Here is a 22,152-nt window from a genome sequence, read left to right as displayed (position 1 = left end):
TCAATAATGAAGAAACTATTTAAAGGTTTTGCTGTTGCAGCAGTACTAACTGTTTCTGCAGGTACCGCGCTTAATGCACATGCAAATACTGGAGCTCTAGATAAAATTCTTGAGCAAGTAAAGCAAGAGCGTATCTCTGAAGGTAAAATCAATAAGCAACGTGAGCAAGAGTTCTTATCAGAACGTGCTGACAAGCAAGCATTACTTAACAAAGCTAAAAGCCAACTTGCTTCTGAGAAGTCTCGTGGTGAAAGCTTAGCTAAGCAATATGCACAAAACGAAAATACGCTAGCTGAAAAAGAAGCAGCTCTTCAAAGTGCCCAAGGTACTTTAGGTGAGATGTTTGGTGTTGTACGTCGTGCAGCTCAAGATGCTATCGGTTCTATCGAAGCGTCACTAGTTAGTGCTGAAAAACCAGGTCGTGCTGAAATCTTACGTTCGTTAGCAGCTGCTAAAGAACTTCCTACAGTTCGCGAACTTGAAGAACTTTGGATTTCACTTCAAACTGAAATGACAGAATCAGCTAAAGTTTCAACTTTTGAAACTGAAGTTGCTGGTCTTGACGGTAACCCGTCAATGAAAAAAGTAACACGTATCGGTAACTTTAACTTAGTTACAGACGATGGTTACTTAATTTATTCACCAGAGACTAAGTCTATCCAGCCTCTAGGTAAGCAACCAGACGGTTATATCTTAGACGGTATCTCGGCTCTAGAAAATACATCACCAGATAACTACGCTGGTGTTTACATAGATCCGACTCGTGGTGCTATCTTACGTATCAACACTCAAAAAGCGACCCTTATGGAATACTTCCATCAAGGTGGCGTAGTTGGTTATATCATCACGGCTTTACTTGGCCTAGGTATGCTAATTACTCTAATCCGCTTTGTTGACCTTACACTTACTACTAGTAAGATTAAGAGCCAGCTTAAAAATGTTGCTACACCGAATACAAATAACCCACTGGGTCGTATTCTTAAAGTGTACCATGACAACAAGAACCAAGATGTTGAAAACCTTGAGCTTAAACTTGATGAAGCGATTCTACGTGAAACGCCACGCATTGAAGCTGGTATCAATATAATTAAGATTCTTGCTGCAATCGCACCGTTACTAGGTCTACTAGGTACAGTAATCGGTATGATCTTAACGTTCCAAACAATCACATTGTTCGGTACGGGTGATCCGAAGATCATGGCAGGTAACATCTCTCTAGCACTTGTAACTACAGCGCTAGGTCTAATTGCTGCATTACCACTAATTCTACTTCATGCTCTTGTAGCTGGTCGTAGTAAGTCGGTATTACACATCCTTGATGAGCAAAGCGCGGGTATCGTTGCTACTCACGCGGAGAAGGAGAAAGCCTAATGCTAGTCCTGATGGAGATATGGGAATCTATCAGGGATTTTGTTGGCACAGGCGGCCAGGTTTTATACGTGGTCGCGATAGCACTCTTTCTTATGTGGGTTTTAATGATTGAGCGCTATTGGTTCCTACTTGCAGAATTTCCTCGCACAGCGAAAGAAATTGTAGCAAAGTGGGATGCCCGCCAAGACACTACGTCTTGGTACGCACACAGAATCCGTGAAGCATGGATTTCTGAAGCGTCTGAAAAATTAGATCAGCGTATGTTGTTGATTAAGACATTAGTAGCTGTTTGTCCTTTAATAGGCTTACTTGGTACTGTTACTGGTATGATCTCGGTTTTTGAAACCATGGCCAACCAGGGTACGGGTAACGCACGTTTAATGGCATCAGGTATTTCAATGGCAACAATCCCAACAATGGCTGGAATGGTTGCGGCATTATCTGGAGTATTTTTTAGCTCACGTCTTGAGACAAAAGCTAAAATGGTGAAAGCCAAACTTATTGATAGTATGCCTCATCACTAGAGAGAGAATTAAATATGGCACGTAAACAACGTTTTCGTGAAGAAGAAGAAGCAGCGGTTGATATGACGCCAATGCTTGACATCGTATTTATCATGCTTATTTTCTTTATCGTAACTACATCGTTCGTTAAAGAGGCTGGTATCGAGGTCAATAAACCTAAAGCGGCTCAAGCTACTAAGCAAAAAAATGCTAACATTTTTATTGCTATTCGTAGTAACGGCGAGATCTGGATTGATAAACAGCAGGTTGATGTTGAACGTATTTCAGCAAAAATCGAAAGTTTATTAGCAGAACAACCTACTGAAGTTGTAATTTTGCAAGCTGATAAAGAAGCAAAACACGGCGTAGTGGTTAAAGTTATGGACCAGATTAAAGCGACGGGTGATAACCTGAGAATTTCAATAGCTGGAGATCAGTAATGATTCGTTTTCTGTTTTCACTGATTGCAGGTGGGGCAGTTACTTTCGGCTTGTTCTACTTCATGGCATTCCTCATCTCTGGTGGGGCTGACCGTAATACGGAACAAAAAGAGCAGATCATAGTCGAAATAATGACGAATCCGCCTGAATCTAAGGTGCAGGAGAGGAAGCGTGTACCGCCTCCTCCTCCGCCACCGCCAAAGCAGCCGCCTAAACCGCAGCCGCCACAGCCGGAAAATAATAATCCAAATCCTGGTGCTATGTCATTTAATATGGGAAGCATTGATGTTGGTAGTTCGGCAGGTGGACTAAGTGGTCCTGGTGCATTTGGACGAGATGGTGATGCGACACCTATCGTTCGTATAGAACCAAAATATCCAACGCAAGCAGCACGTGATGGTAAAGAAGGTTGGGTTCAACTTTCATTCACAATTGATGAGCTAGGTGGAGTAACTGACGTTGAAGTAATTGACGCAGATCCTAAACGTATCTTTGACCGTGAAGCTAAACGTGCACTGCGTAAGTGGAAGTACCGTCCTAAGATCATTGACGGAAAACCACAGAAACAACCAGGTTTACAAGTTCAATTAGACTTTAAACTTAACCAAGGCAACTAAGGAGGCGAGTAATGAGAAATTTTTCTAAAGTAACTGCTCTTGCAATTCTTATGTCTGTGTCGGGTGCTACTTTAAGTGCATCTGTTTTAGCAGCGCCGGATTACGCAAAGATTGAAGAGCGTAAAAAAGCAAAAACTAAAATCATGGGCGAGCGTACTGGTAAAAAAGTAATTAAAGCATTTGATTTGTACAACGAAGAAAAAGTTGATGAAGCAATTGTTTTGCTTAGAGAAATCGAGCCTTCGAATGACTTTGATAAAGCGACCGTAAATCGTTACCTAGGTAGCATGTACGCTCAAAAAGAAAAGTATGACGAAGCGATCAAATACTCTAAGCAAGCCGTTGCACCTGATGTTTTAAACTTTGCTGATCAAGAACAAACTCTTAAGTTGTTAGGTGACTTATACGCTGGTACAGAAAAGTTCCAAGAAGCTAAAAAAGCATATGTAGCTTGGATGGACTTTACCGGTGAAGAGGACCCTACGGTTTATACACGTATTGCTCAAGCTAACTATCAGTTAGAGCAATACCGTGATGTTTTTGAACCAGCAGATAAGGCAATAAAACTTCAAAAAGAGCCTAACAAAGGCCCTTACCAATTAAAACTTGGCGCATACTTTGAGCTTAAAGATTATGCAAACATGGTTAAAATTGGCGAAGAAATTGTTCGTGTATGGCCTGATGATAAAAAAGCTTGGGTTAGCTTAGGTAAGTATTACCTACAAACTGAAGATTATTCTAAAGGTTTAGCAACTATGGAAGTTGCATACAAGAATGGTTACTTTGAAAATGAAGTTGAGTATAAAGTCTTATCTAACTTTTACTCTCTAAATGAGATCCCTTATAAAGCAGCTGTAACGCTAGAAAAGGCCATTAAGAGTGAAAAAGTAGAACGTACAAAGCAGAATGTTAGCGCGATTGCGAGTAATTACCATCGTTCTAAAGATTTAGAAAAAGCTGCTAAGTACTACGAAGATGCTGCTAAATTTGATGACGACGCTGAGCTTTACCGCAAAGCAGGTTCATTACTTTTACAATCTGAAAAATTCAGTGCTGCTATTGTTCGCTTGAACAAAGCATTAGAGCTTGGCTCTGACAAAAAAGGCACAATTTATTCAGATTTAGCTGAAGCGTATTACTACCAAGGTAAGTATAAGCAAGCATATGCTGCAATTACTAAAGCTATGGATGACCCTCGCACACGTAAGTTTGCAAAAGGTTGGTCTACATATATTAAAGATAAAGCCGCTCGCAACGGTGTTAAAATTTAATTTTAATTAGCTTAAGCAACTTATAAAAAGCCCCTCTGGGGCTTTTTTTATTGGAACTACTATGTATAAAAAGCTCTTTTTATCATCACTACTGTGCCTATTTTTAGCTGCATGTTCAAAGCAGCCTCAACCTTATGAGTCTTTTGAGGACGCACAAGTCGCTTTAAAAGCTTTAAACATGGCGCTTGTACAAACAGGTGCTACTAAAGGCAATAACATTGAAAAAGATCAATTGGTTTTCTCTGATGCTTACTTAACAAAACGCCATACTATTTATCAGAGCCTAATGGGTATGGAGCTTAATCTAAATCAAATTGCGCAAGTAAACTATTTGGTAATTGCAGAGCGTTTCCCTGAACGCTACTTTAATTGGCCAGCCCAAGTAAATGTGTTAAAAAACATGCTTGCTTTTGAAGGCTCAAAAAACACACCGGATAATGTTATTACTTGGCTCAAGTTAACCCAAGATACCCTAGACAGTGCTCAACAAAGCAATTTAAAGCTGAACAAGGTTGAACTTACATTGTTACAAAGCTATGTATTAAGTGCGATAGCAAGTAACCATGTTCAACCAGCGCTTAAAAGCCATATAAGAGCTTTTAGCGATTATTTAGCTAGTTATAAGCCAAGAGGAAGTGTGGGTCTAAGAGGTCTGCCAAATGGCACTCAGTGGTATCAGAGCAAACTTAATTACTTTAGTGGCGAAGTACATTCACCGTTAGAATGGGTTACTCTTTTAAACGAAAAAATAAAAGTATTAGATCGTGTTGCATTCGACAGTAAGCTGCCAACTTCTCACCAAAAATCGTTTTTAGTTCAGTATTTATCTGATGAAAAATTAATAGAAGGCTTAGATTGGCAGGCTAAATATCAAGACTTACCTGCAATGGCGAGCGCTATGGATATGTCTAATAAAGATAAAACATTGATGCTTGCGATGATGGAATCAGATATAGGTATTCACTACCATGCGTGGACTTTGCCTCAAGCAAAGGTGAACCTTATAAAGCGCCTACAAATGAGTCCAGAAGAGGCCCAGTACTTGGTTGAAGATATAATTCTCTACCCAGGGCAATCATTTAGCTTTATACAACACATTATATAATGATTTGAAAGTGCGCTTATTGTGCGCACTTTGTACACCGTTGAGTTGCGGGGTCTAGTTCAAGTGACTCAGCTGATATTTTTTCTTCACAATCACAGCAGTAGCCATACTGGCCAATTTCTATTTGACTTAGTGCGGCTTCTAGTTTGGTCATACGACTGATTAAAAGTGCATACTCAGGGCCTAACTTCTCTGCTGCGCAGTCTAACCATTCATTATTTGCTGTATCAGCTAAAATTTGTATTAAATGGTGATGTGCAGGGTAAGCTGATTTAGAAAGCATGGTTAATATATTTAATTTAACTTGTGCTATTTCATCGTTAAGTCTTTTTTGATGATGCATTATCAGTACAACCTTATTAAATGGGCTTTACGTTATACTGATATTATCTAGAGTCTTTAAGTTAGTCGTTATGATTTGAATCAAGTTGCGGTGCTTTGGCATATTTATTTAATACGCTCGCCACATCTTCTTTACTTTTTAAACGTCTGATTTCGTCAAACAAATCGATAGCTTGTGGGTACTGGCGTTTTAGATAACCGAGCCATTGCTTAGTACGTGAAGCAAAGTATTTTTCATCCTTCGCGGGGTCTTGATGAATAGCTGAGTGAATTAAGTGATAAATAATATGCTCCCACTCAAGGCCATCATATTGCTCATTATTTACATGAGCTTTAATTTTTTTTGCTAAATCAGGGTGCGAAAGGGCGCCACGACCAAGCATTAAATCAGTGCACCCACTTCGTTTTTGACAAAGCATTGCGTCCTCTACTTGCCAAATTTCACCATTGGCAACAACGGCAATATTCTTACCTTTTATTATTGGTGGAATTTTTTCCCAATAAGCTGGCGGGTTATAACCATCTCGTTTGGTTCTGGCGTGAATAGCTACACTATTTGCACCTGCACTTACCACAGCATCAACAATTTCTTGGCTGTTACTGTCATCATCAAAGCCTAAGCGAATTTTTGCACTTACTTCATGTTCATCATCTACAGCATCTCGGACTGCTTTAATAATCGTATACATATGGTCAGGGTCTTTAAGCAGTACAGCCCCCCCTCGGCTACGATTAACTGTTTTTGCTGGGCAACCAAAATTTAGGTCGACCCCATGGGACCCTAATGCGATTGCTCTTATTGCATTTTCGGCTAACGGATTTGCTTCTTGACCGAGTAATTGAACACGCACAGGAGTACCTGCTCGTGTAAATCCATTATTATGTAGTTCAGGGCAAAATCGATGAAAAACTTTGTCAGGTAAGCATGTTTCAACCACTCTTACAAACTCTGTAACGCACAAATCGAACCCACCAATGTCTGTGAGTAATTGGCGCATTTTAAAATCAACGACACCTTCCATAGGTGCTAAAACAAGTTTCATAAAGAGATTAATTTTGATAAAAAACTGGAGGCATAGTTTACCTGTAAATCACACATTGATAAATCTGTAATTACCGCCCATATTTGATGTATAAATTGCAAAAGTAAATATTATGAAAATAAATGAAAGTTTTTATTTTTGTACGGGTCTACTTAAGCATACAAGCAATTTAAAAATACATTTTTATTGCTAAGATTTACAATCCTTGATTAAAGAGAGTCATAAAATGAATACAGTTAAAAAAAATACAATCGCGTTAACTTTAGGTGCAGTAGTAGTTGGCTCTGCAAGTTTTGTATCTGCAGATGTACAAGCTAACCCATTTGAGTTTCAACAACTAGTAACAGGTTACCAATTAGATGCTGCAGAAGGTAAGTGCGGTGAAGGTAAATGTGGCGGTGACGCAAAAGGTAAAAAAGAAGGTAAATGCGGCGAAGGCAAATGTGGCGGCGACGCAAAAGATAAAAAAGAAGGCAAATGCGGCGAAGGCAAATGTGGCGGCGATGCAAAAGGTAAAAAAGAAGGTAAATGCGGCGAAGGCAAATGTGGTGGCGACGCAAAAGATAAAAAAGAAGGTAAATGCGGCGAAGGTAAGTGTGGCGGCGATGCAAAAGACGCAAAAGCTAAAACAGAAGGCAAATGTGGTGAAGGTAAATGTGGCGGCGACGCTAAAAAAACTAAAAAAGAAGGTAAGTGCGGCGAAGGTAAATGTGGTGGCCGTTAATATCTTATCCTAAATAAGTTATGCTAAAAGGGCCCTAAGGCCCTTTTTTGTTAAGTTAGAGGTAGTTATGATAAAAACTCAAAGTAAAGATTTTGGGATGGTGGGCCTTGGCCTACGACGAGAAATGCTTGATGAGCTGCTTGAGCATGTACCTAATCAAGTAGACTTTTTAGAAGTTGCGCCAGAGAACTGGTTAAAACTAGGTGGACGCTTTAAAAAACAATTTAAAACATTAACCGATGCTAATAATTTTGTGTGTCATGGATTATCACTGTCTATCGGTTCTCCCGAACCTCTTGATGTTGAATTTGTTAAGTCTTTAAAAGTGTTTTTTGAAGAGCACAATATAAAAATTTTTAGTGAGCACTTAAGTTACTGCTCGGGTACAGGGCATATGTATGACTTAATGCCCATTCCGTTTACACAAGATGCCATAGCACATGTTGTACCTCGTATTAAACAAGTTCAAGACATACTAGAGCAGCAAATTGCGATAGAAAATGTTTCCTATTATGGCGCTCCTGGACAGAAATTATCAGAACTTGAATTTACGAATATTATTTTAGAGCAAGCTGACTGCAAACTTTTACTTGATGTGAATAACATTTATGTTAATTCGATAAATCATGGCTACAACGCGCAAGCATTTTTAACTGGGTTACCTTCTAATCGTATAGCCTATGGGCATGTTGCTGGCCATTATAATGAGGCTGATGACTTAATTGTTGATACACATGGCGCTGATGTGATTGATCCTGTCTGGGATCTACTCGATAAAGCATACGAAGTGCATGGCGTATTTCCAACCCTGCTTGAGCGTGATTTTAATATTCCTACCATGAATGTTTTAACCAAAGAGTTAGATATAATTCATGCTCTACAAGCTAAACACTTTGATTCAACTGTTTCAAAACAACGAGCTTAATATAAGCCTTTATCAACATTAAAAGAGTGCCTAGTTATGAGCTTTATTGAAATACAAAACGAATTTATGGCGCATATTCGCGAGCCTCAAAAAAATAAAAAGCCCAGCGGTATCGAAGACCGGCGTATGGGTATTTATCGCGACCTATTTTTTAATAACATTGAAGGTTTTATATCATCAGGTTTTCCGGTATTAAAAACGTTATATACCCAGAAGCAATGGCAAGTCCTCGTACGCCAGTTTTTTAGCGAATATGATTGTAATTCGCCGTACTTTTTAGACATAGCAGGGGAGTTTATTAATTACTTATCAAGTGATTATAAAATGAAAAAATACGATCCCGTGTTTATGCTAGAGCTTGCCCATTATGAATGGGTAGAGCTAGATGTATCCATTGCACACGAAGATGAGCAAGAGAAAAAATTACAAACAACAGTGCTCACTAGTTCAGCTTTATATTTATCGAAAACGGCAAGAAATTTAAGTTATCAATTTCCGGTTCAAAATATTAGCAGTCGCTTTAAGCCAAATGAGCCATCACCTCAGCCAAATTATTTTGTTGTATATAGAGACGAAAATGACGACGTTCAATTTTTAGCTACGAATGCAATGACAGCTTTGCTATTGTCAATCATAGAGGCAAGCGAAGGCGCGATATTTGACAACGTCTGCCAACAGGTATTAGCTCATGCACCACAATTTAATGCAGAGCAAATTGCTCAAGGTGCACTGGTTACTCTTAATGCTATGGTTGAACGAGGAGTAATTGTGACAAAAAATCAAGACTAAGGTCTTTATTGATGATTTTACATCGTCTATTATGGCAGCCTTATTTGCCGTGCTTAATAAAAGGTTGTACCAATGTCAGATGATAAAGACTTTAAAGATCCGTTCAACGCTACTTACTTTCTTGCTTTTTTAGCTGTATTTGCAGGGATTGGTTGTTTAAATGCAATATTAGGCTGGATCACTAGCTTAACGTAAAATGTATAGCGTTTATTAAGGCTGTTGCTAACTTCAGCCTTGAACCACTTTATTTTAATTACCCCTTCCATATTTAATACTTCTTTTATAATAACGCCAAACTCGCAATTAAAGGTTAGTTAAGGTTATAATCACCTGCTTTGTAATATAAACAATTGAGCAGTTAAAATTATGACTCAAGTAACACCAGCAATTATCAAAAACAGCATAACGACAATTGCTGATTATCCAAAAGCGGGCATTATGTTTCGCGATGTAACCACTTTAATGGCAAATCCAGAAGCCTTTAAAGCAACTATTGACGCGTTTATCGCAGAATATAAAGATCAAGGCTTTACTAAAATCATAGGCACAGAATCACGTGGTTTTATTTTTGGTGCGCCATTGTCTTATGCGTTAGGCATTCCGTTTATTCCAGTACGTAAACCAGGTAAGTTACCACGCGAAGTTATTCGCCAAGATTACTTACTTGAGTACGGTGAAGACACGCTTGAACTGCATGTAGATGCAATTGTACCTGGCGACAAAGTATTACTAGTTGATGACTTATTAGCAACTGGTGGCACAATTGAAGCCACTGCTAAGTTAGTTAATAAACTAGGTGGCGAAGCCACAGATGCAGCATTTGTTGTATCACTACCAGAACTTGGTGGCGAGCAGCGCATCAAAAAAATGGGTATTAAAATCCTAAAATTGGTTGAATTCGAAGGCGAGTAATCGATGAGTTATCAGGTTCTAGCGAGAAAATGGCGTCCTCAAACCTTTCATGAATTGGTTGGGCAGTCTCATGTTAAGCAAGCGCTTGTAAATGCGCTTACGCAAAATAGACTGCATCACGCTTATTTATTCACTGGAACCCGCGGTGTAGGTAAAACCACCATTGCACGTATTTTTGCTAAAAGCTTAAATTGCGATGAAGGTATATCTGCAAATCCGTGTGGACAATGTAGCAGCTGTTTGGATATAGAAGCAGGGCGCTACATTGACCTACTCGAAATAGATGCGGCTTCTCGTACAAAAGTAGAAGACACTCGCGAAATACTTGATAACGTTCAATATGCACCAACTCGTGGACGTTATAAAGTATACCTAATCGATGAAGTTCACATGCTTTCTAAGCACAGCTTTAACGCGCTTTTAAAAACGCTTGAAGAGCCACCAGAGCATGTGAAATTTTTATTGGCGACCACCGATCCTCAAAAATTACCAGTTACTATATTATCTCGCTGTCTACAATTTAACTTAAATGTCTTGTCGCAAAGTGAAATTAAAACACAGCTTGAACACGTACTTACTCAAGAGCAGCTTAGCTTTGATACCGATGCACTTAGCATTATTGCAAAAGCCGCTGATGGTAGTATGCGTGACGCACTTAGCTTAACCGACCAAGCTATTGCGCAAACAAATGGTGATATTAATAATCAAGCAGTACAAACAATGCTTGGTTTAATGGATACTCATTATAGCCAAAGCTTGCTTGCAGCAATACTTGCACAAGATGGCGCTGCGCTAATGGATGAGATTGCGCAGGTAGCAAGTCGTAATCCTAATTATGTGGCATTGCTTGATGATTTAATTGCACTTACGCATTTGACTCAACTAACCCAGTTAGTGCCTGAAGCGGCAGGGCTAGATGAAAAAAATGTAGATTATATTGCTCATGTTGCACAACATACGAGCCCACAACAAATTCAAATTTATTATCAGTTACTGTTAAATGGTAAAAAAGATTTACAATGGGCACCAGAGCCTCGCTTAGGTTTTGAAATGATAATGCTAAGATTATTAGCATTTAAGCCTTCAGATGTGCAACAAACTGTACACACAGCAAACGAAGAGCCGGCCCCAAATAAACAAGGCCGTGCAAATGCACTGCGAGATATATTAAATAAAAATAAAACATCGCAAAACACCGTAGCTGGCCAAAGTAGTGTACCTGTAAATAATACTAAGCCAGTTAGCAATGCAGAGCAGCCTAAAGCCGTTGAGATAGAGCCTTCAGCTAACGCTGCCGCTCAGTCATCAAATAATGAAGTCGTGCAAAGTAATAATGAGCCTTCCCAAGTTGCAGTAGAGCAACCGGTTCAACAAAGTGAAAACGCTTCAAAGCAACAGGCTTTAGCTAAAGAGCAACCACAAACTAATGTTGTTTCAGATGCTCAAGCCCAGCGACAAAGCGAAGATGAAGCTTATATGCTCCATAGTGATGCTGAACAAACGCTGGCCTCGCAATTTGACGATATAATGAGTAGCGCTGTAGATCAGGGTTTTAAACCTGCACCTACTGCAAACTCAGAGCCTTCACCAGAGCCCTTAACAAATCACAATGCAAGTACGCCAATAGCTGAACAAGAAGCGCAGGCGCAATCTGCCATTGCTCGTATTTTACGTGACAGAAACATATCCGGTGCGGGTAGGTTATCAAGCAAGAGTACAAGCACCTCTGCAAATAATGTAGCAGCGCAGCCAAACCAAGCACCCGCTAAAAAGCCAGAACATCACGCAAGAATGCCTAAAGCTCAAAGTGTTCACCAAGATAGTACCGCTGAAAATACAAACGAGCTCAACAGCGTTTCAAGCGTAGCACCTAGCGATCCCCCACCTTGGGTGAATGATAGTGCAGGTGCAAGTGAAAAAAAGCATGAGCTCCCACTAACAGGGAGCGAAAGCCAGGCACATGGTCACGCTAATACAAAACCAGCACGAAAAGTTGATTTTAAAGAAAAGCATCAAACAATTACCGAAAATCTAGCGCCAGAGCTACTTGAGCAAATAAACCCTCAAAAAGTACCTGAAGCAGCGCCCGAGGAAATTAGCATTCCCGTGCCTGATGATTTTCAAAGTCCAATTAGTGAAATTAGATTTGCACATCAACAAGATGAATGGGCTTATTTAATTAAACGTATGGGACTGGGTGGTCGTATGCGCCAATTTGCGTTGCATTCAATATTTACCAAGCAAGGCAACAGCTTACATATAGACGTTGATGAATCACAAAAGCATTTAGATACACCGATGCTTCGCCAAAGATTAGATGCCGCATTGTCGAGTATTTATGAGCATAACGTGTCGTTAAGTATTAATTTTGCTAAGGGAGTTATTGATTCTCCTTATCTTATTCAGCAAAAAATAGATGCAGGACGTCATCAACAAGCAATCGATGTGATCACATCGGATGAAAACATAGTACAATTTCAGCAAGTATTTAGCGCCGAAATTGACGAAAACAGTATTCAGGCATTGTAATTACTTACAATCGCCCTTATGTTCATGTTAATTAATGTATTAAAAGAAAGAGAGAAAGTTATGTTTAAAGGTGGAATGGGCAACATGATGAAGCAAGCGCAGCAAATGCAAGATCGCATGCAAAAAGCCCAAGACGAAATCGCAACTCTTGAAGTTGTTGGTGAAGCCGGTGCAGGTTTAGTTAAAGTAACTATGCTTGGTAACCACAATGTACGTCGTGTTCAGCTTGATGAAAGCTTGATGGAAGACGACAAAGACATGATTGAAGACTTACTTGCAGCAGCATGTAACGATGCTGTTCGCCGTGTTGCAGAAGAAACACAAGAGCGTATGGGTAAAGTAACTGGCGGTATGCAATTACCACCAGGTATGAAAATGCCGTTTTAAGTAAATAATGCAACTTTCAGATAGTTTAAATCAGCTTATAGAAGCACTGCGTTGTCAACCGGGCATTGGTCCAAAGTCAGCGCAACGTATTGCTTTTCACCTGCTTGAGCGCGACCGAAAGGGAGGCACTCAGCTGGGCAATGCACTCACTAAAGCAATGACCGCCATAGGGCACTGTCAGTCTTGTCGTACTTTTTGCGAACAAGCTCAGTGCGATATTTGTTTAAGTACAAAACGCCAAGTCAGCGGTATATTATGTGTTGTTGAATCGCCTACTGACGTACTTGCCATCGAGCAAACAGGTCAGTATTTAGGTCTATACTTTGTATTAATGGGTCACTTATCGCCAATAGACGGTATTGGTCCTAAAGAGATTGGCTTAGATGTTTTAGAGCAAAAGCTTGCTCAAGGCGATATTAATGAGGTTATTTTAGCGACTAACCCTACCGTTGAAGGCGATACTACCGCACATTATATTGCTCAGCTTTGTCATAAATACAAAGTAGGCGCTTCACGTATTGCCCATGGTATTCCTGTGGGAGGTGAGCTTGATTTAGTAGATGGTAGAACACTTATGCATGCCTTTAGCGGCAGGCGCCTAGTTACTCAAGACTAGCTCTAAGTCACTATTTGAAAACAAATTACCAAAGCCTACATGATTAAATCATGTAGGCTTTTTCGTTTTTAAGGTAAGCTTAAAAACAATCTAATTTATTTTTGGGCTATGTCTCTAATTAGTAAGGAATACAATGAAAGATAACCAACCCTATCAAGGTGCATTACTCGGTAGTAAGCGTTTTTTACCGCTTTTTATTACGCAGTTTTTCTCAGCGATAAACGATAACGTGTATAAGCAATCAGTGCTTATTCTATTGATATTTCAGGCTGCAACGCTTGCAGATGGCGCACTTTATTCAAATATTGCTGCTGGGTTATTTATTCTTCCGTTCTTTTTATTTTCAGGGATGGCAGGGCAGCTTGCAGAAAAAACAGAAAAATCAAAATTGATTAGAATCGTAAAACTATGTGAAATCCCTATTATGGTTGTAGGGGCAGTTTCTATTTTAACGCAGTATGTGTGGCTAATGTTAGCCACCGTATTTTTAATGGGCGTGCAAAGTACGTTTTTTGGTCCATTAAAATATTCTATTTTACCGCAGCACGTAGCACCTAATGAATTAACAAAAGCGAATGGTTTGGTTGAATCAGGCACGTTTGTGGCCATACTAATGGGTACAATTTTTGGCACTTATTATATTACTCAATCAGTAGGGCCTACGCTTATAAGTATTGCAGTATTAGTATTGGCCGTGATGGGTTATGTGAGCAGTCGCTTTATACCCACTAGTGAAGCAAACGAGCCTAACTTAAAATTTACCTATAATATATTTTCATCTACAAAAAACGTATTTTCAGCACTTAATTCGCAAACAGAATCGGTTGGTAAATCAGTCCTCGGGATCAGTTGGTTTTGGTTAATTGGCGCCATCGTTTTAACATCCCTACCAAATTATGTAAAACACACAATGGGTGGTGATGAACTGGTTGTCACTAGCGCGCTTGTTGTGTTTTCACTAAGTATTGCGATTGGTTCGTTACTGTGTGAAAAGCTTTCTCGCTCACGAATAGAATTAGGAATTGTGCCTTTTGGCGCTATTTTAATTACCTTGTTTTTATACTTACTGAGCCAAGAGCCAGCCATTAGCTCTTATTTACCGCAAAACCTTGAGTTAATGACGCTTCAGGAGCTATTAAAAACAGGCGACATGGTGTGGCACTTTGTATGGATGGCAGGCATTGGTATTGGCTCTGGTTTTTACACTGTACCGCTGTATGCGCTTATTCAACAGCGTACTGAAGAGTCGAGTCGCTCACGAGTTATAGCGGCTAACAATGTATTAAATGCACTGTTTATGGTGGGCAGTGCTGTTTTAAGTATTGTAACGCTGTCTGTTTTTCAGTGGAGTATTTCAGAGTTGCTACTGTTACTTGCTGGGCTAAACTTGCTTATCTCTGTTTATATTTATACCAAAGTACCAGAGTTCTTTTTACGATTTATTATATATATTTTAGCTATTTGTATGTACAGAGTGCGTACAAAAGGTGAAAATAATATACCTGATGCAGGCGCTGCGGTTGTCGTGTGTAATCATGTCAGCTTTGTTGATTGGATGTTTATTTTAGCCGCATCACCAAGGCCTATCCGGTTTATGGTATTTGCCCCTATTTATTATTCGCCGGCCCTACATTGGTTATTTAAAATGGCCAAGGCTATTCCCATTAACAGTGAAAAAACGAATCCAGAAGCGTTTAAAAAAGCCTTTGATGAAGTGGCTGCTGCGCTTAATAAAGGCGAACTTGTTGGTATTTTCCCTGAAGGAAAACTAACCAGTGACGGCTCAGTGGATATTTTTCGCCGTGGAATAGAGCGCATTATTGAGCGCTCACCTGTGCCCGTTATTCCTGTGCACTTAGGGGGTTTATGGGGCAGCATGTTTAGTCGTAAAGCTAAATGGCAATTGCCTCGATTAAAATGGTCTTTGGTGTCGGTTGCAGTAGGTGCCCCGATTGCTGCTGATAAAGTAGTAGCAGATGATTTACGTGAAAAAGTATTGGCTTTAAAAGCGCTTCATTCAAAAGATAGTGACTAATTTAATGATTAACTTAATGGCTAACTCAACATCACATACACCTTCAGAACAACCCATTATAGTTGATGATTTTGTAGCCCCTAAGTGCGACGGGTTTATTGAAATATTATATCAAGATGACGATATTTTACTGATCAATAAACCCAGTGGACTATTAAGTTTATCAGGTAAAAACCCGCTTAACTGGGACTCAGTGCATTACCGCTTAGTAAATGGTCAAAAGGGCTTAACAGCTGCATTTGCAGAGGCTAAGTTACCGCATCGGCTAGATTTGGGCACATCGGGCATTATGATTGTTGGATTAAACGCGATTGCGTCAAAGCACCTTAATAAGCAATTTCAAGCGCGTACTATTCAAAAGCGTTATGTAGCCATATTAGAGGGATGCTTGGCTGTTGATGAAGGGCAAATTACTGCGCCAATTGCTAAAGATAAACTGCTTTTTCCGCGTGTTAAAATTTGCCAATCGACAGGTAAAACAGCGGTGAGTGAATATAAAGTACTTGAGCGGCTCAGGCAACCGTGCAGAACCTTAGTGCAATTTACACCTATTACTGGGCGTACTCACCAATTACGAATACACAGCCAGTTTATAGGGCACCCAATTTTAGGCTGTGATTTATATAAAAGTGCGCAAAGTGAACATATGGCAGGGCGGTTACAATTACATGCCAGCGATTTATATTTTGAACATCCAACAACAGGTGAAAAGATTCATATTAATTGTCCGCATTCGTTTTAAACAAATTAATGGTTCTTTGTTTTCGTTTCACCTTTTTTAAATTTTTCCCTTGAAGTTCTAACACCTCACCCCATATTAAGTGCATAACGCAGACACTTTGCAAATTGGAGATATATAAATGACTGCAGCACAAAAAGAAACATTAGGCTTTCAAACAGAAGTAAAACAATTATTAAACTTAATGATTCATTCTCTTTATTCTAATAAAGAAATATTTTTACGTGAGCTTGTGTCAAATGCATCAGACGCAGCAGACAAGTTACGCTTTTTAGCATTATCTCAAGGTGACCTTTACCAAGGTGATGCCGATTTACGTGTTCGTATTAGTGCAGATAAAGAAGCAAATACAATTACCATTTCAGATAATGGTATTGGTATGACGCGCGATGAAATCATTAGCTCATTAGGTACTATTGCAAAGTCGGGTACTGCTGAGTTTTTCAAAAACTTAACGGGTGATCAAAGTAAAGATTCACAATTAATTGGTCAATTTGGTGTTGGTTTTTACTCAGCATTTATTGTTGCTGATTTAGTAACTGTTCGTACACGTAAAGCCGGTGAAACAACCGCTTACGAGTGGGAATCTCAAGGTGAAGGCGAATACACGCTTCAAGAAATTGAAAAAGAAGGTCGTGGTACCGACATTATTTTACATCTTCGTGATGAAGAAAAAGAATTTGCTGATGACTGGCGCCTACGTAGTATCGTTACTAAATACTCTGATCACATCTCAACGCCAGTACAAATGTTTAAAGCAGAAGTGCCAGAATCTGAAGGTGAAGACGGCGAAAAAATTCCAGCAGTACCAGGTGAGTGGGAAAGCATTAACCGTGCAACTGCATTGTGGACACGCGATAAATCAGAGCTTTCTGATGATGAATACAAAGAGTTTTACAAGCATGTAAGCCATGATTGGGAAGAGCCACTTAGCTGGGCACATAATAAGGTTGAAGGTAAAACTGAATACACTAGCCTTTTATATATTCCTAAAAAAGCACCTTTCGACTTATGGAACCGTGAACGTCAAAGTGGTTTAAAACTTTACGTACAACGTGTGTTTGTAATGGATGATGCTGAGCAATTCATGCCAAGCTACCTTCGCTTTGTAAAAGGCTTACTAGATTCAAACGATTTACCACTGAACGTATCTCGTGAAATTCTACAAGACAACAAAGTAACGCAAGCTATTCGTAAAGGGTGTACATCGCGTATTATTAAAATGCTTGAGCGTATGGCTAAAAACAAAGCTGACGATTACCAAGTATTTTGGAATGAGTTTGGTCAAGTAATGAAAGAAGGCCCAGCTGAAGATGCTGCAAATAAAGAAGCTATTTGTAAGCTACTTCGTTTTTCTTCGACACACACTGATTCAGAAACACAAGATGTGTCGCTTGAGCAATATGTTGAACGCATGAACGAAGGCCAAGACAAAATTTACTACGTAGTAGCTGATACATTCACCGCTGCGAAAAACTCACCGCATTTAGAGATTTTCCGCAAAAAAGGCATTGAAGTATTACTACTAAGTGACCGTGTTGACGAGTGGATGATGAGCCACTTAACTGAATTTGCTGATAAGCAACTACAGTCAATCACACGTGGTGACTTAGATTTAGGTAAGCTTGACGACGAAGAAACTAAAAAAGCGCAAGAAGAGTCTGAAAAAGAAATGGCTGGCCTTGTTGAACGTATTAAAACAGCACTAGGTGATGACGTTAAAGAAGTGCGCTTTACGCACCGCTTAACAGATTCTCCAGCATGTGTTGTAAGCGACGACAACGACATGAGCTCACAAATGCAAAAGCTAATGGAATCTGTTGGTCAAGCAGCCCCTGAAGCAAAACCTGTGTTTGAGCTAAACCCAGATCATCAACTTGTTAAGCACTTAAATGACGAACAAGATGAAGATAAGTTTGCGCAGTGGTCACACGTTTTACTCGATCAAGCACTACTTGCAGAACGCGGTACACTTAAAGATCCAACAGGATTTGTTACTCGCTTAAATAAATTGATGCTTGAACTAAGTAAATAAGCAAATAGCTATTTACTCAGTTAATAAAGTATAAGTTATGTACTTTAAATAAAAGGGAACGTGTGTTCCCTTTTTTAATGCCCTGTAAACACCCCAACGGCTCATCAATTAGTATAAGTTGCTTGAGTATCGGCGGCGCTTGTGGAAGAATTCAGGCTTTAAAATAAATATCCATACTAGGGGACAATAATATGCGCATTATTCTTTTGGGCGCGCCGGGTGCAGGTAAAGGTACTCAAGCTCAGTTTTTAATGGACAAATACGGTATTCCACAAATTTCTACTGGCGATATGTTACGTGCGGCAATTAAAGAAGGCACGCCACTGGGTCTAGAAGCAAAAAAAGTAATGGATGCTGGTCAACTAATTTCTGACGATATTATTATTGGTTTAGTTAAAGAGCGTATTACTAAAGCGGATTGTGAGAAAGGTTTTTTACTTGATGGCTTCCCGCGTACAATCCCGCAAGCGGATGCAATGAAAGAAAATGGCGTAGTGGTTGATCACGTTATTGAATTTGACGTGGCTGATGAAGTCATTGTTGAGCGTATGGGCGGACGTCGCGTTCATCCTGGTTCTGGTCGTGTTTACCACGTTGTTTATAATCCACCAAAAGTGGAAGGTAAAGACAACGAAACTGGGGATGACTTAATTGTTCGCGCTGATGATACTGAAGAAACAGTACGTAAACGTTTAGGTATTTACCATGAGCAAACTATGCCATTGGTTGATTACTATCAAGCAGAAGCGGCTGCTGGTAATACTCAATACCATAAACTAGATGGTACACAAGCTGTTGAAACTGTTAGCCAACAACTTGGTGAACTTTTAGGTTAATTATAAAAGCACATTAAAAAACCGCCAATTGGCGGTTTTTTGTTTTAAGGCTATTTAGCATTGCTTAATTAGTGCTACTTAATGGACTTTACAATGTTTTAAGTTTCTCAATTACGCTGTTGTATTCTGGTTCAGTTGAAAGGCTACTAACTAACTGTTTATAAATGACGTTATGGCTTTCATCTAAAATAAAGACTGTTCGCGTTAGTAAGCCCATATCTTTAATAATCAATCCGTATTTCTGACCAAAATCACGCCAAACAGAATCTGATAACGTAGTGATTTTATCGATATTTTCAGCTTTGCAAAAACGCTTTTGAGCAAATGGTAAATCAGCACTAATTGTTAGCATAACTACACTTGGGAATTGTGAGGCTACTTTTTCATTAAAGTGCTTAGTTTGCAGGCTACAAATGCCGGTATCTAGGCTGGGTACTACACTTATCAATACAGCTTGGCCTTTATAATCCTCAAGTGTCACTGGAATAAAGTTGCCATCAACAACTTTAAAGTTTGGCGCACTATCTCCAATTGAGATACCTTGACCTAATAAAGTGACTGGTTTGCCTTGTGCGGATACTTTTCCTGCATCAAGTGTGTTTTCTGGATAGTCGGCTGCAATAGCCACAGAACAAAATGCACTCAAAGCAAAGGCAAGTGAACGTAACATAAGGTATTTCCTTTTAAATTAACGCAATGGGCGTCAGTGTATTATACTGGGCTTTAGTTACCAAGTGATTAAACCTGCTTAATAGAGTGGGTATTAGCTCTGAAATATAAAAATTGTAACTATGCTAAACTTTGATTAACATGAAGTTACAAAAGATATCTTCAATAATAAAAATAAAAACCATCATAAAATGATTTTAATGCTCATTACTGGTTTAGAAACAGAGAGATAATATGTCAACATCGGTATTAATATGTGATGACTCGAAATTAGCTAGACGTCAGTTGGCTCGCTCATTACCTGAAGATTGGGACATTAAAGTTGAATTTGCACTTGACGGCGTTGATTGTATAAAGCAAATAAAGTTAATTGAACCAGAGATACTTTTTCTCGATTTAAACATGCCAGAAATGGACGGTTATGAAGTATTAATCGCTATGAAAGAACAGGGGCTTAATATTCTCACTGTTGTTGTCTCTGGTGATATACAACCAAGTGCACACCAAAGAGTGCTTGAGCTTGGTGCTATCGATTTTATTCAAAAACCATGCTCCCCCGAAAAACTAGCCAGCATAATTGAACACCATGGGATTAAAGATAAAGCCATGCGTGAGCGTCTCTCTCATTCGCTAGGAGAGCAAGTCGACCCTGATGTTCGGGATATATACCAAGAGCTAACTAATGTTGCTATGGGGCAGGCTGGGGATTTACTTGCACGTCTTCTTAATGTATTTGTAGAGTTACCAATTCCTAATGTGAATATTTTGGAAGTTAATGAACTCGATATGGCGCTGCAGTCTATAGATAATAACGCAGCTACATCGGGTGTGTGCCAGGGCTTTATTGGCGGTGGTATTTCGGGCGAGGCGCTATTACTTTTAAATGATTCAAGCTTTAAAGAAATAGCTTCTTTGATGAACTATGACGGCGAGTTAAACGATAAAGTTGAACTTGAGCTGCTTATGGATATTAGTAATATTTTGATAGGCGCTATTTTAACGGGTCTTTCAAAACAGCTCGATATGTCATTTAGTCAAGGGCACCCGATTGTACTTGGCCAACACAGAGATGTATCTGAGTTGGTTAAATCAAACAAGTCACGTTGGCAACGCACCCTTGCAATAGAGATTAGTTACGGTATTGAAAACCATGATATAAATTGCGACCTCATGCTGTTATTTACTGAAGATTCACTTAAAACTTTGAAGTATAAAGTTGCTTACCTATTAGAAGATTAAGTTATGGCCGCTGATTTAGAAATGAATGAGATCCATTGGTTAATGGATATGTTTAATACCGTTGATGTAGGCCTTGTGGTACTCGATAGGGATTATAAGGTGTGTGTATGGAATGGTTTTATGGAAAACCATTCAGGGCTTCTACCAAGCGCAGTAAAAGATAAAGATCTATTTGATTTATTTCCAGCAATAGACGAAAAATGGTTTAGAAGTAAATCTGAGTCGGTTTTTGTTTTAAAAAACCGCTCTTTTACGATTTGGGAGCAGCAGCCATACATTTTTAGGTTTAAAAATTATCGACCTATTACTGGTAAAGCTGATTACATGTATCAAAATGCGACATTCATCCCTCTTACCAATACGATGGGCGAAGTTAGCCACATTTGTATTATTTTATATGATGTAACAGATGTCGCGGTAAATAAAAAAGAGCTTGAAGAGTTAAATAAAAAATTAGAACAAGTAAGTCAAACAGATAGCTTAACGCAGCTTGCAAACCGTGGACACTGGGAAGGTACGCTACGCCAAGAGTTTTTAAGAGTTAAGCGAAGTGGTGGCTGTAGTACATTATTAATGTTTGATATTGATCACTTTAAAAAAATAAATGATGAATATGGCCATAGCTGTGGTGATGAATCGCTTCGTCATTTATCTAACTTACTACGTACGACGCTGCGCGAGACTGATGTTGCAGGGCGCTATGGCGGTGAAGAGTTTGCAGTGACATTGCTTGATACAGATAAAGAAGGCGCTTTTGTATTTGCTGAGCGTTTAAGGGTATTGATTGAAACTAACCCTGTTAAGTATAAACATTTTGAAATAACAATGACGGTAAGTATAGGGCTGGCTGGTAGCAGTAATGATTTTAAAAATCATGAGCGCTGGATAGAGGCTGCAGATAAAGCACTGTACCAGTCTAAAAATACAGGGCGAAATAAAGTAATAGCCTACGAAGATATAAAAAATGACGCTTAAGCGTCATTTTTTATATCCAGAATTTAGGGCTAAATAATACCGTGTTTTTT

General features: G+C 39.3%; 23 protein-coding genes. 20 read left to right on the top strand and 3 right to left on the bottom strand.

The features are described from left to right. The first annotated feature begins 6 nt into the window (after window positions 1-6). From QMA08_RS17315 to QMA08_RS17290, 6 genes are all read left to right on the top strand, one after another. Window positions 7-1,371 (top strand): MotA/TolQ/ExbB proton channel family protein, encoded by a 1,365-nt coding sequence (locus QMA08_RS17315; protein ID WP_290175037.1) that lies wholly within the window; start codon window positions 7-9, stop codon window positions 1,369-1,371. Beyond that, the gene (locus tag QMA08_RS17310) at window positions 1,371-1,895 is read left to right on the top strand and encodes a MotA/TolQ/ExbB proton channel family protein (RefSeq protein ID WP_002961709.1); all 525 of its coding nucleotides are present in this window, start codon (window positions 1,371-1,373) and stop codon (window positions 1,893-1,895) included. The genes QMA08_RS17315 and QMA08_RS17310 overlap by 1 nt, the downstream gene beginning before the upstream one ends. A gap of 14 nt (window positions 1,896-1,909) precedes the next feature. Then, a complete protein-coding gene (locus QMA08_RS17305) occupies window positions 1,910-2,314 on the top strand; it encodes a biopolymer transporter ExbD (RefSeq protein WP_002961710.1) in 405 nt (134 codons plus the stop codon). Further along, a complete protein-coding gene (locus QMA08_RS17300) occupies window positions 2,314-2,931 on the top strand; it encodes an energy transducer TonB (RefSeq protein ID WP_007583869.1) in 618 nt (205 codons plus the stop codon). The genes QMA08_RS17305 and QMA08_RS17300 overlap by 1 nt, the downstream gene beginning before the upstream one ends. Window positions 2,932-2,942: 11 nt before the next feature. Then, window positions 2,943-4,202: a tetratricopeptide repeat protein gene (locus QMA08_RS17295; protein WP_002961712.1), complete on the top strand. Its 1,260-nt coding sequence runs from the start codon at window positions 2,943-2,945 to the stop codon at window positions 4,200-4,202. Between the two features lie 61 nt (window positions 4,203-4,263). Continuing rightward, entirely contained in the window at window positions 4,264-5,307 is a 1,044-nt protein-coding gene (locus QMA08_RS17290; protein WP_290175036.1) for a hypothetical protein, read from the top strand. Between the two features lie 16 nt (window positions 5,308-5,323). Here the strand turns inward: QMA08_RS17290 and QMA08_RS17285 are convergent, their stop codons facing one another. After that, window positions 5,324-5,650, bottom strand: coding sequence for an RNA polymerase-binding protein DksA (locus QMA08_RS17285; RefSeq protein WP_002961716.1), 327 nt, complete (start codon window positions 5,648-5,650; stop codon window positions 5,324-5,326). Window positions 5,651-5,711: 61 nt separating this feature from the next. Then, on the bottom strand, window positions 5,712-6,692 hold the full coding sequence (locus tag QMA08_RS17280) for a tRNA-dihydrouridine synthase (RefSeq protein WP_002961717.1): 981 nt from the start codon (window positions 6,690-6,692) through the stop codon (window positions 5,712-5,714). 226 nt (window positions 6,693-6,918) lie between these two features. Between QMA08_RS17280 and QMA08_RS17275 the strand changes: the two genes are divergently transcribed. The 12 genes from QMA08_RS17275 to adk all read left to right on the top strand — a co-directional run bounded on the left by QMA08_RS17275 (window position 6,919) and on the right by adk (window position 19,219). Next, window positions 6,919-7,416 carry a hypothetical protein gene (locus QMA08_RS17275; RefSeq protein WP_272450451.1) on the top strand — a complete coding sequence of 166 codons (498 nt, stop codon included), beginning with the start codon at window positions 6,919-6,921 and terminating at the stop codon, window positions 7,414-7,416. Between the two features lie 67 nt (window positions 7,417-7,483). Then, window positions 7,484-8,341, top strand: coding sequence for a DUF692 domain-containing protein (locus QMA08_RS17270; RefSeq protein ID WP_290175035.1), 858 nt, complete (start codon window positions 7,484-7,486; stop codon window positions 8,339-8,341). Window positions 8,342-8,377: 36 nt separating this feature from the next. Further along, window positions 8,378-9,130 carry a putative DNA-binding domain-containing protein gene (locus QMA08_RS17265; protein ID WP_290175034.1) on the top strand — a complete coding sequence of 251 codons (753 nt, stop codon included), beginning with the start codon at window positions 8,378-8,380 and terminating at the stop codon, window positions 9,128-9,130. 72 nt (window positions 9,131-9,202) lie between these two features. Then, window positions 9,203-9,325 (top strand): hypothetical protein, encoded by a 123-nt coding sequence (locus QMA08_RS17260; protein WP_002962301.1) that lies wholly within the window; start codon window positions 9,203-9,205, stop codon window positions 9,323-9,325. 171 nt (window positions 9,326-9,496) lie between these two features. Next, the gene (apt, locus tag QMA08_RS17255) at window positions 9,497-10,042 is read left to right on the top strand and encodes an adenine phosphoribosyltransferase (RefSeq protein WP_002962303.1); all 546 of its coding nucleotides are present in this window, start codon (window positions 9,497-9,499) and stop codon (window positions 10,040-10,042) included. A gap of 3 nt (window positions 10,043-10,045) precedes the next feature. Continuing rightward, window positions 10,046-12,571, top strand: a complete 2,526-nt coding sequence (dnaX, locus tag QMA08_RS17250) for a DNA polymerase III subunit gamma/tau (RefSeq protein ID WP_290175033.1) — start codon at window positions 10,046-10,048, stop codon at window positions 12,569-12,571. Window positions 12,572-12,631: 60 nt separating this feature from the next. Beyond that, complete coding sequence (locus tag QMA08_RS17245; protein WP_002962306.1) at window positions 12,632-12,958, top strand: YbaB/EbfC family nucleoid-associated protein; 327 nt, start codon at window positions 12,632-12,634, stop codon at window positions 12,956-12,958. A gap of 7 nt (window positions 12,959-12,965) precedes the next feature. Further along, on the top strand, window positions 12,966-13,574 hold the full coding sequence (recR, locus tag QMA08_RS17240; protein ID WP_182756146.1) for a recombination mediator RecR: 609 nt from the start codon (window positions 12,966-12,968) through the stop codon (window positions 13,572-13,574). 133 nt (window positions 13,575-13,707) lie between these two features. After that, the gene (locus QMA08_RS17235; RefSeq protein WP_290175032.1) at window positions 13,708-15,609 is read left to right on the top strand and encodes an MFS transporter; all 1,902 of its coding nucleotides are present in this window, start codon (window positions 13,708-13,710) and stop codon (window positions 15,607-15,609) included. Between the two features lie 4 nt (window positions 15,610-15,613). Next, on the top strand, window positions 15,614-16,351 hold the full coding sequence (locus QMA08_RS17230) for an RluA family pseudouridine synthase (RefSeq protein WP_182673524.1): 738 nt from the start codon (window positions 15,614-15,616) through the stop codon (window positions 16,349-16,351). A 118-nt stretch (window positions 16,352-16,469) separates the two neighbouring features. Then, window positions 16,470-18,383 carry a molecular chaperone HtpG gene (htpG, locus tag QMA08_RS17225; RefSeq protein ID WP_002962320.1) on the top strand — a complete coding sequence of 638 codons (1,914 nt, stop codon included), beginning with the start codon at window positions 16,470-16,472 and terminating at the stop codon, window positions 18,381-18,383. A 191-nt stretch (window positions 18,384-18,574) separates the two neighbouring features. Continuing rightward, entirely contained in the window at window positions 18,575-19,219 is a 645-nt protein-coding gene (gene adk, locus QMA08_RS17220; protein ID WP_039487425.1) for an adenylate kinase, read from the top strand. An 88-nt stretch (window positions 19,220-19,307) separates the two neighbouring features. Here the strand turns inward: adk and tpx are convergent, their stop codons facing one another. After that, window positions 19,308-19,889, bottom strand: a complete 582-nt coding sequence (gene tpx / locus QMA08_RS17215) for a thiol peroxidase (RefSeq protein WP_278380973.1) — start codon at window positions 19,887-19,889, stop codon at window positions 19,308-19,310. Window positions 19,890-20,122: 233 nt separating this feature from the next. Here tpx and QMA08_RS17210 point away from each other — a divergent pair, with 233 nt between their 5' ends. Together QMA08_RS17210 and QMA08_RS17205 are read left to right on the top strand one after the other, a co-directional pair. Next, a complete protein-coding gene (locus tag QMA08_RS17210) occupies window positions 20,123-21,127 on the top strand; it encodes a response regulator (protein ID WP_024590825.1) in 1,005 nt (334 codons plus the stop codon). A 3-nt stretch (window positions 21,128-21,130) separates the two neighbouring features. After that, window positions 21,131-22,102, top strand: a complete 972-nt coding sequence (locus QMA08_RS17205) for a diguanylate cyclase (RefSeq protein ID WP_024592692.1) — start codon at window positions 21,131-21,133, stop codon at window positions 22,100-22,102. The last annotated feature ends 50 nt before the right edge of the window (window positions 22,103-22,152 follow it).

Source organism: Pseudoalteromonas sp. APC 3355 (genome assembly GCF_030407615.1).
GTDB lineage: Bacteria > Pseudomonadota > Gammaproteobacteria > Enterobacterales > Alteromonadaceae > Pseudoalteromonas > Pseudoalteromonas distincta.
Note: the sequence above shows the minus strand (reverse complement) of the source record. Positions and strands in the feature narration are given on the sequence as shown.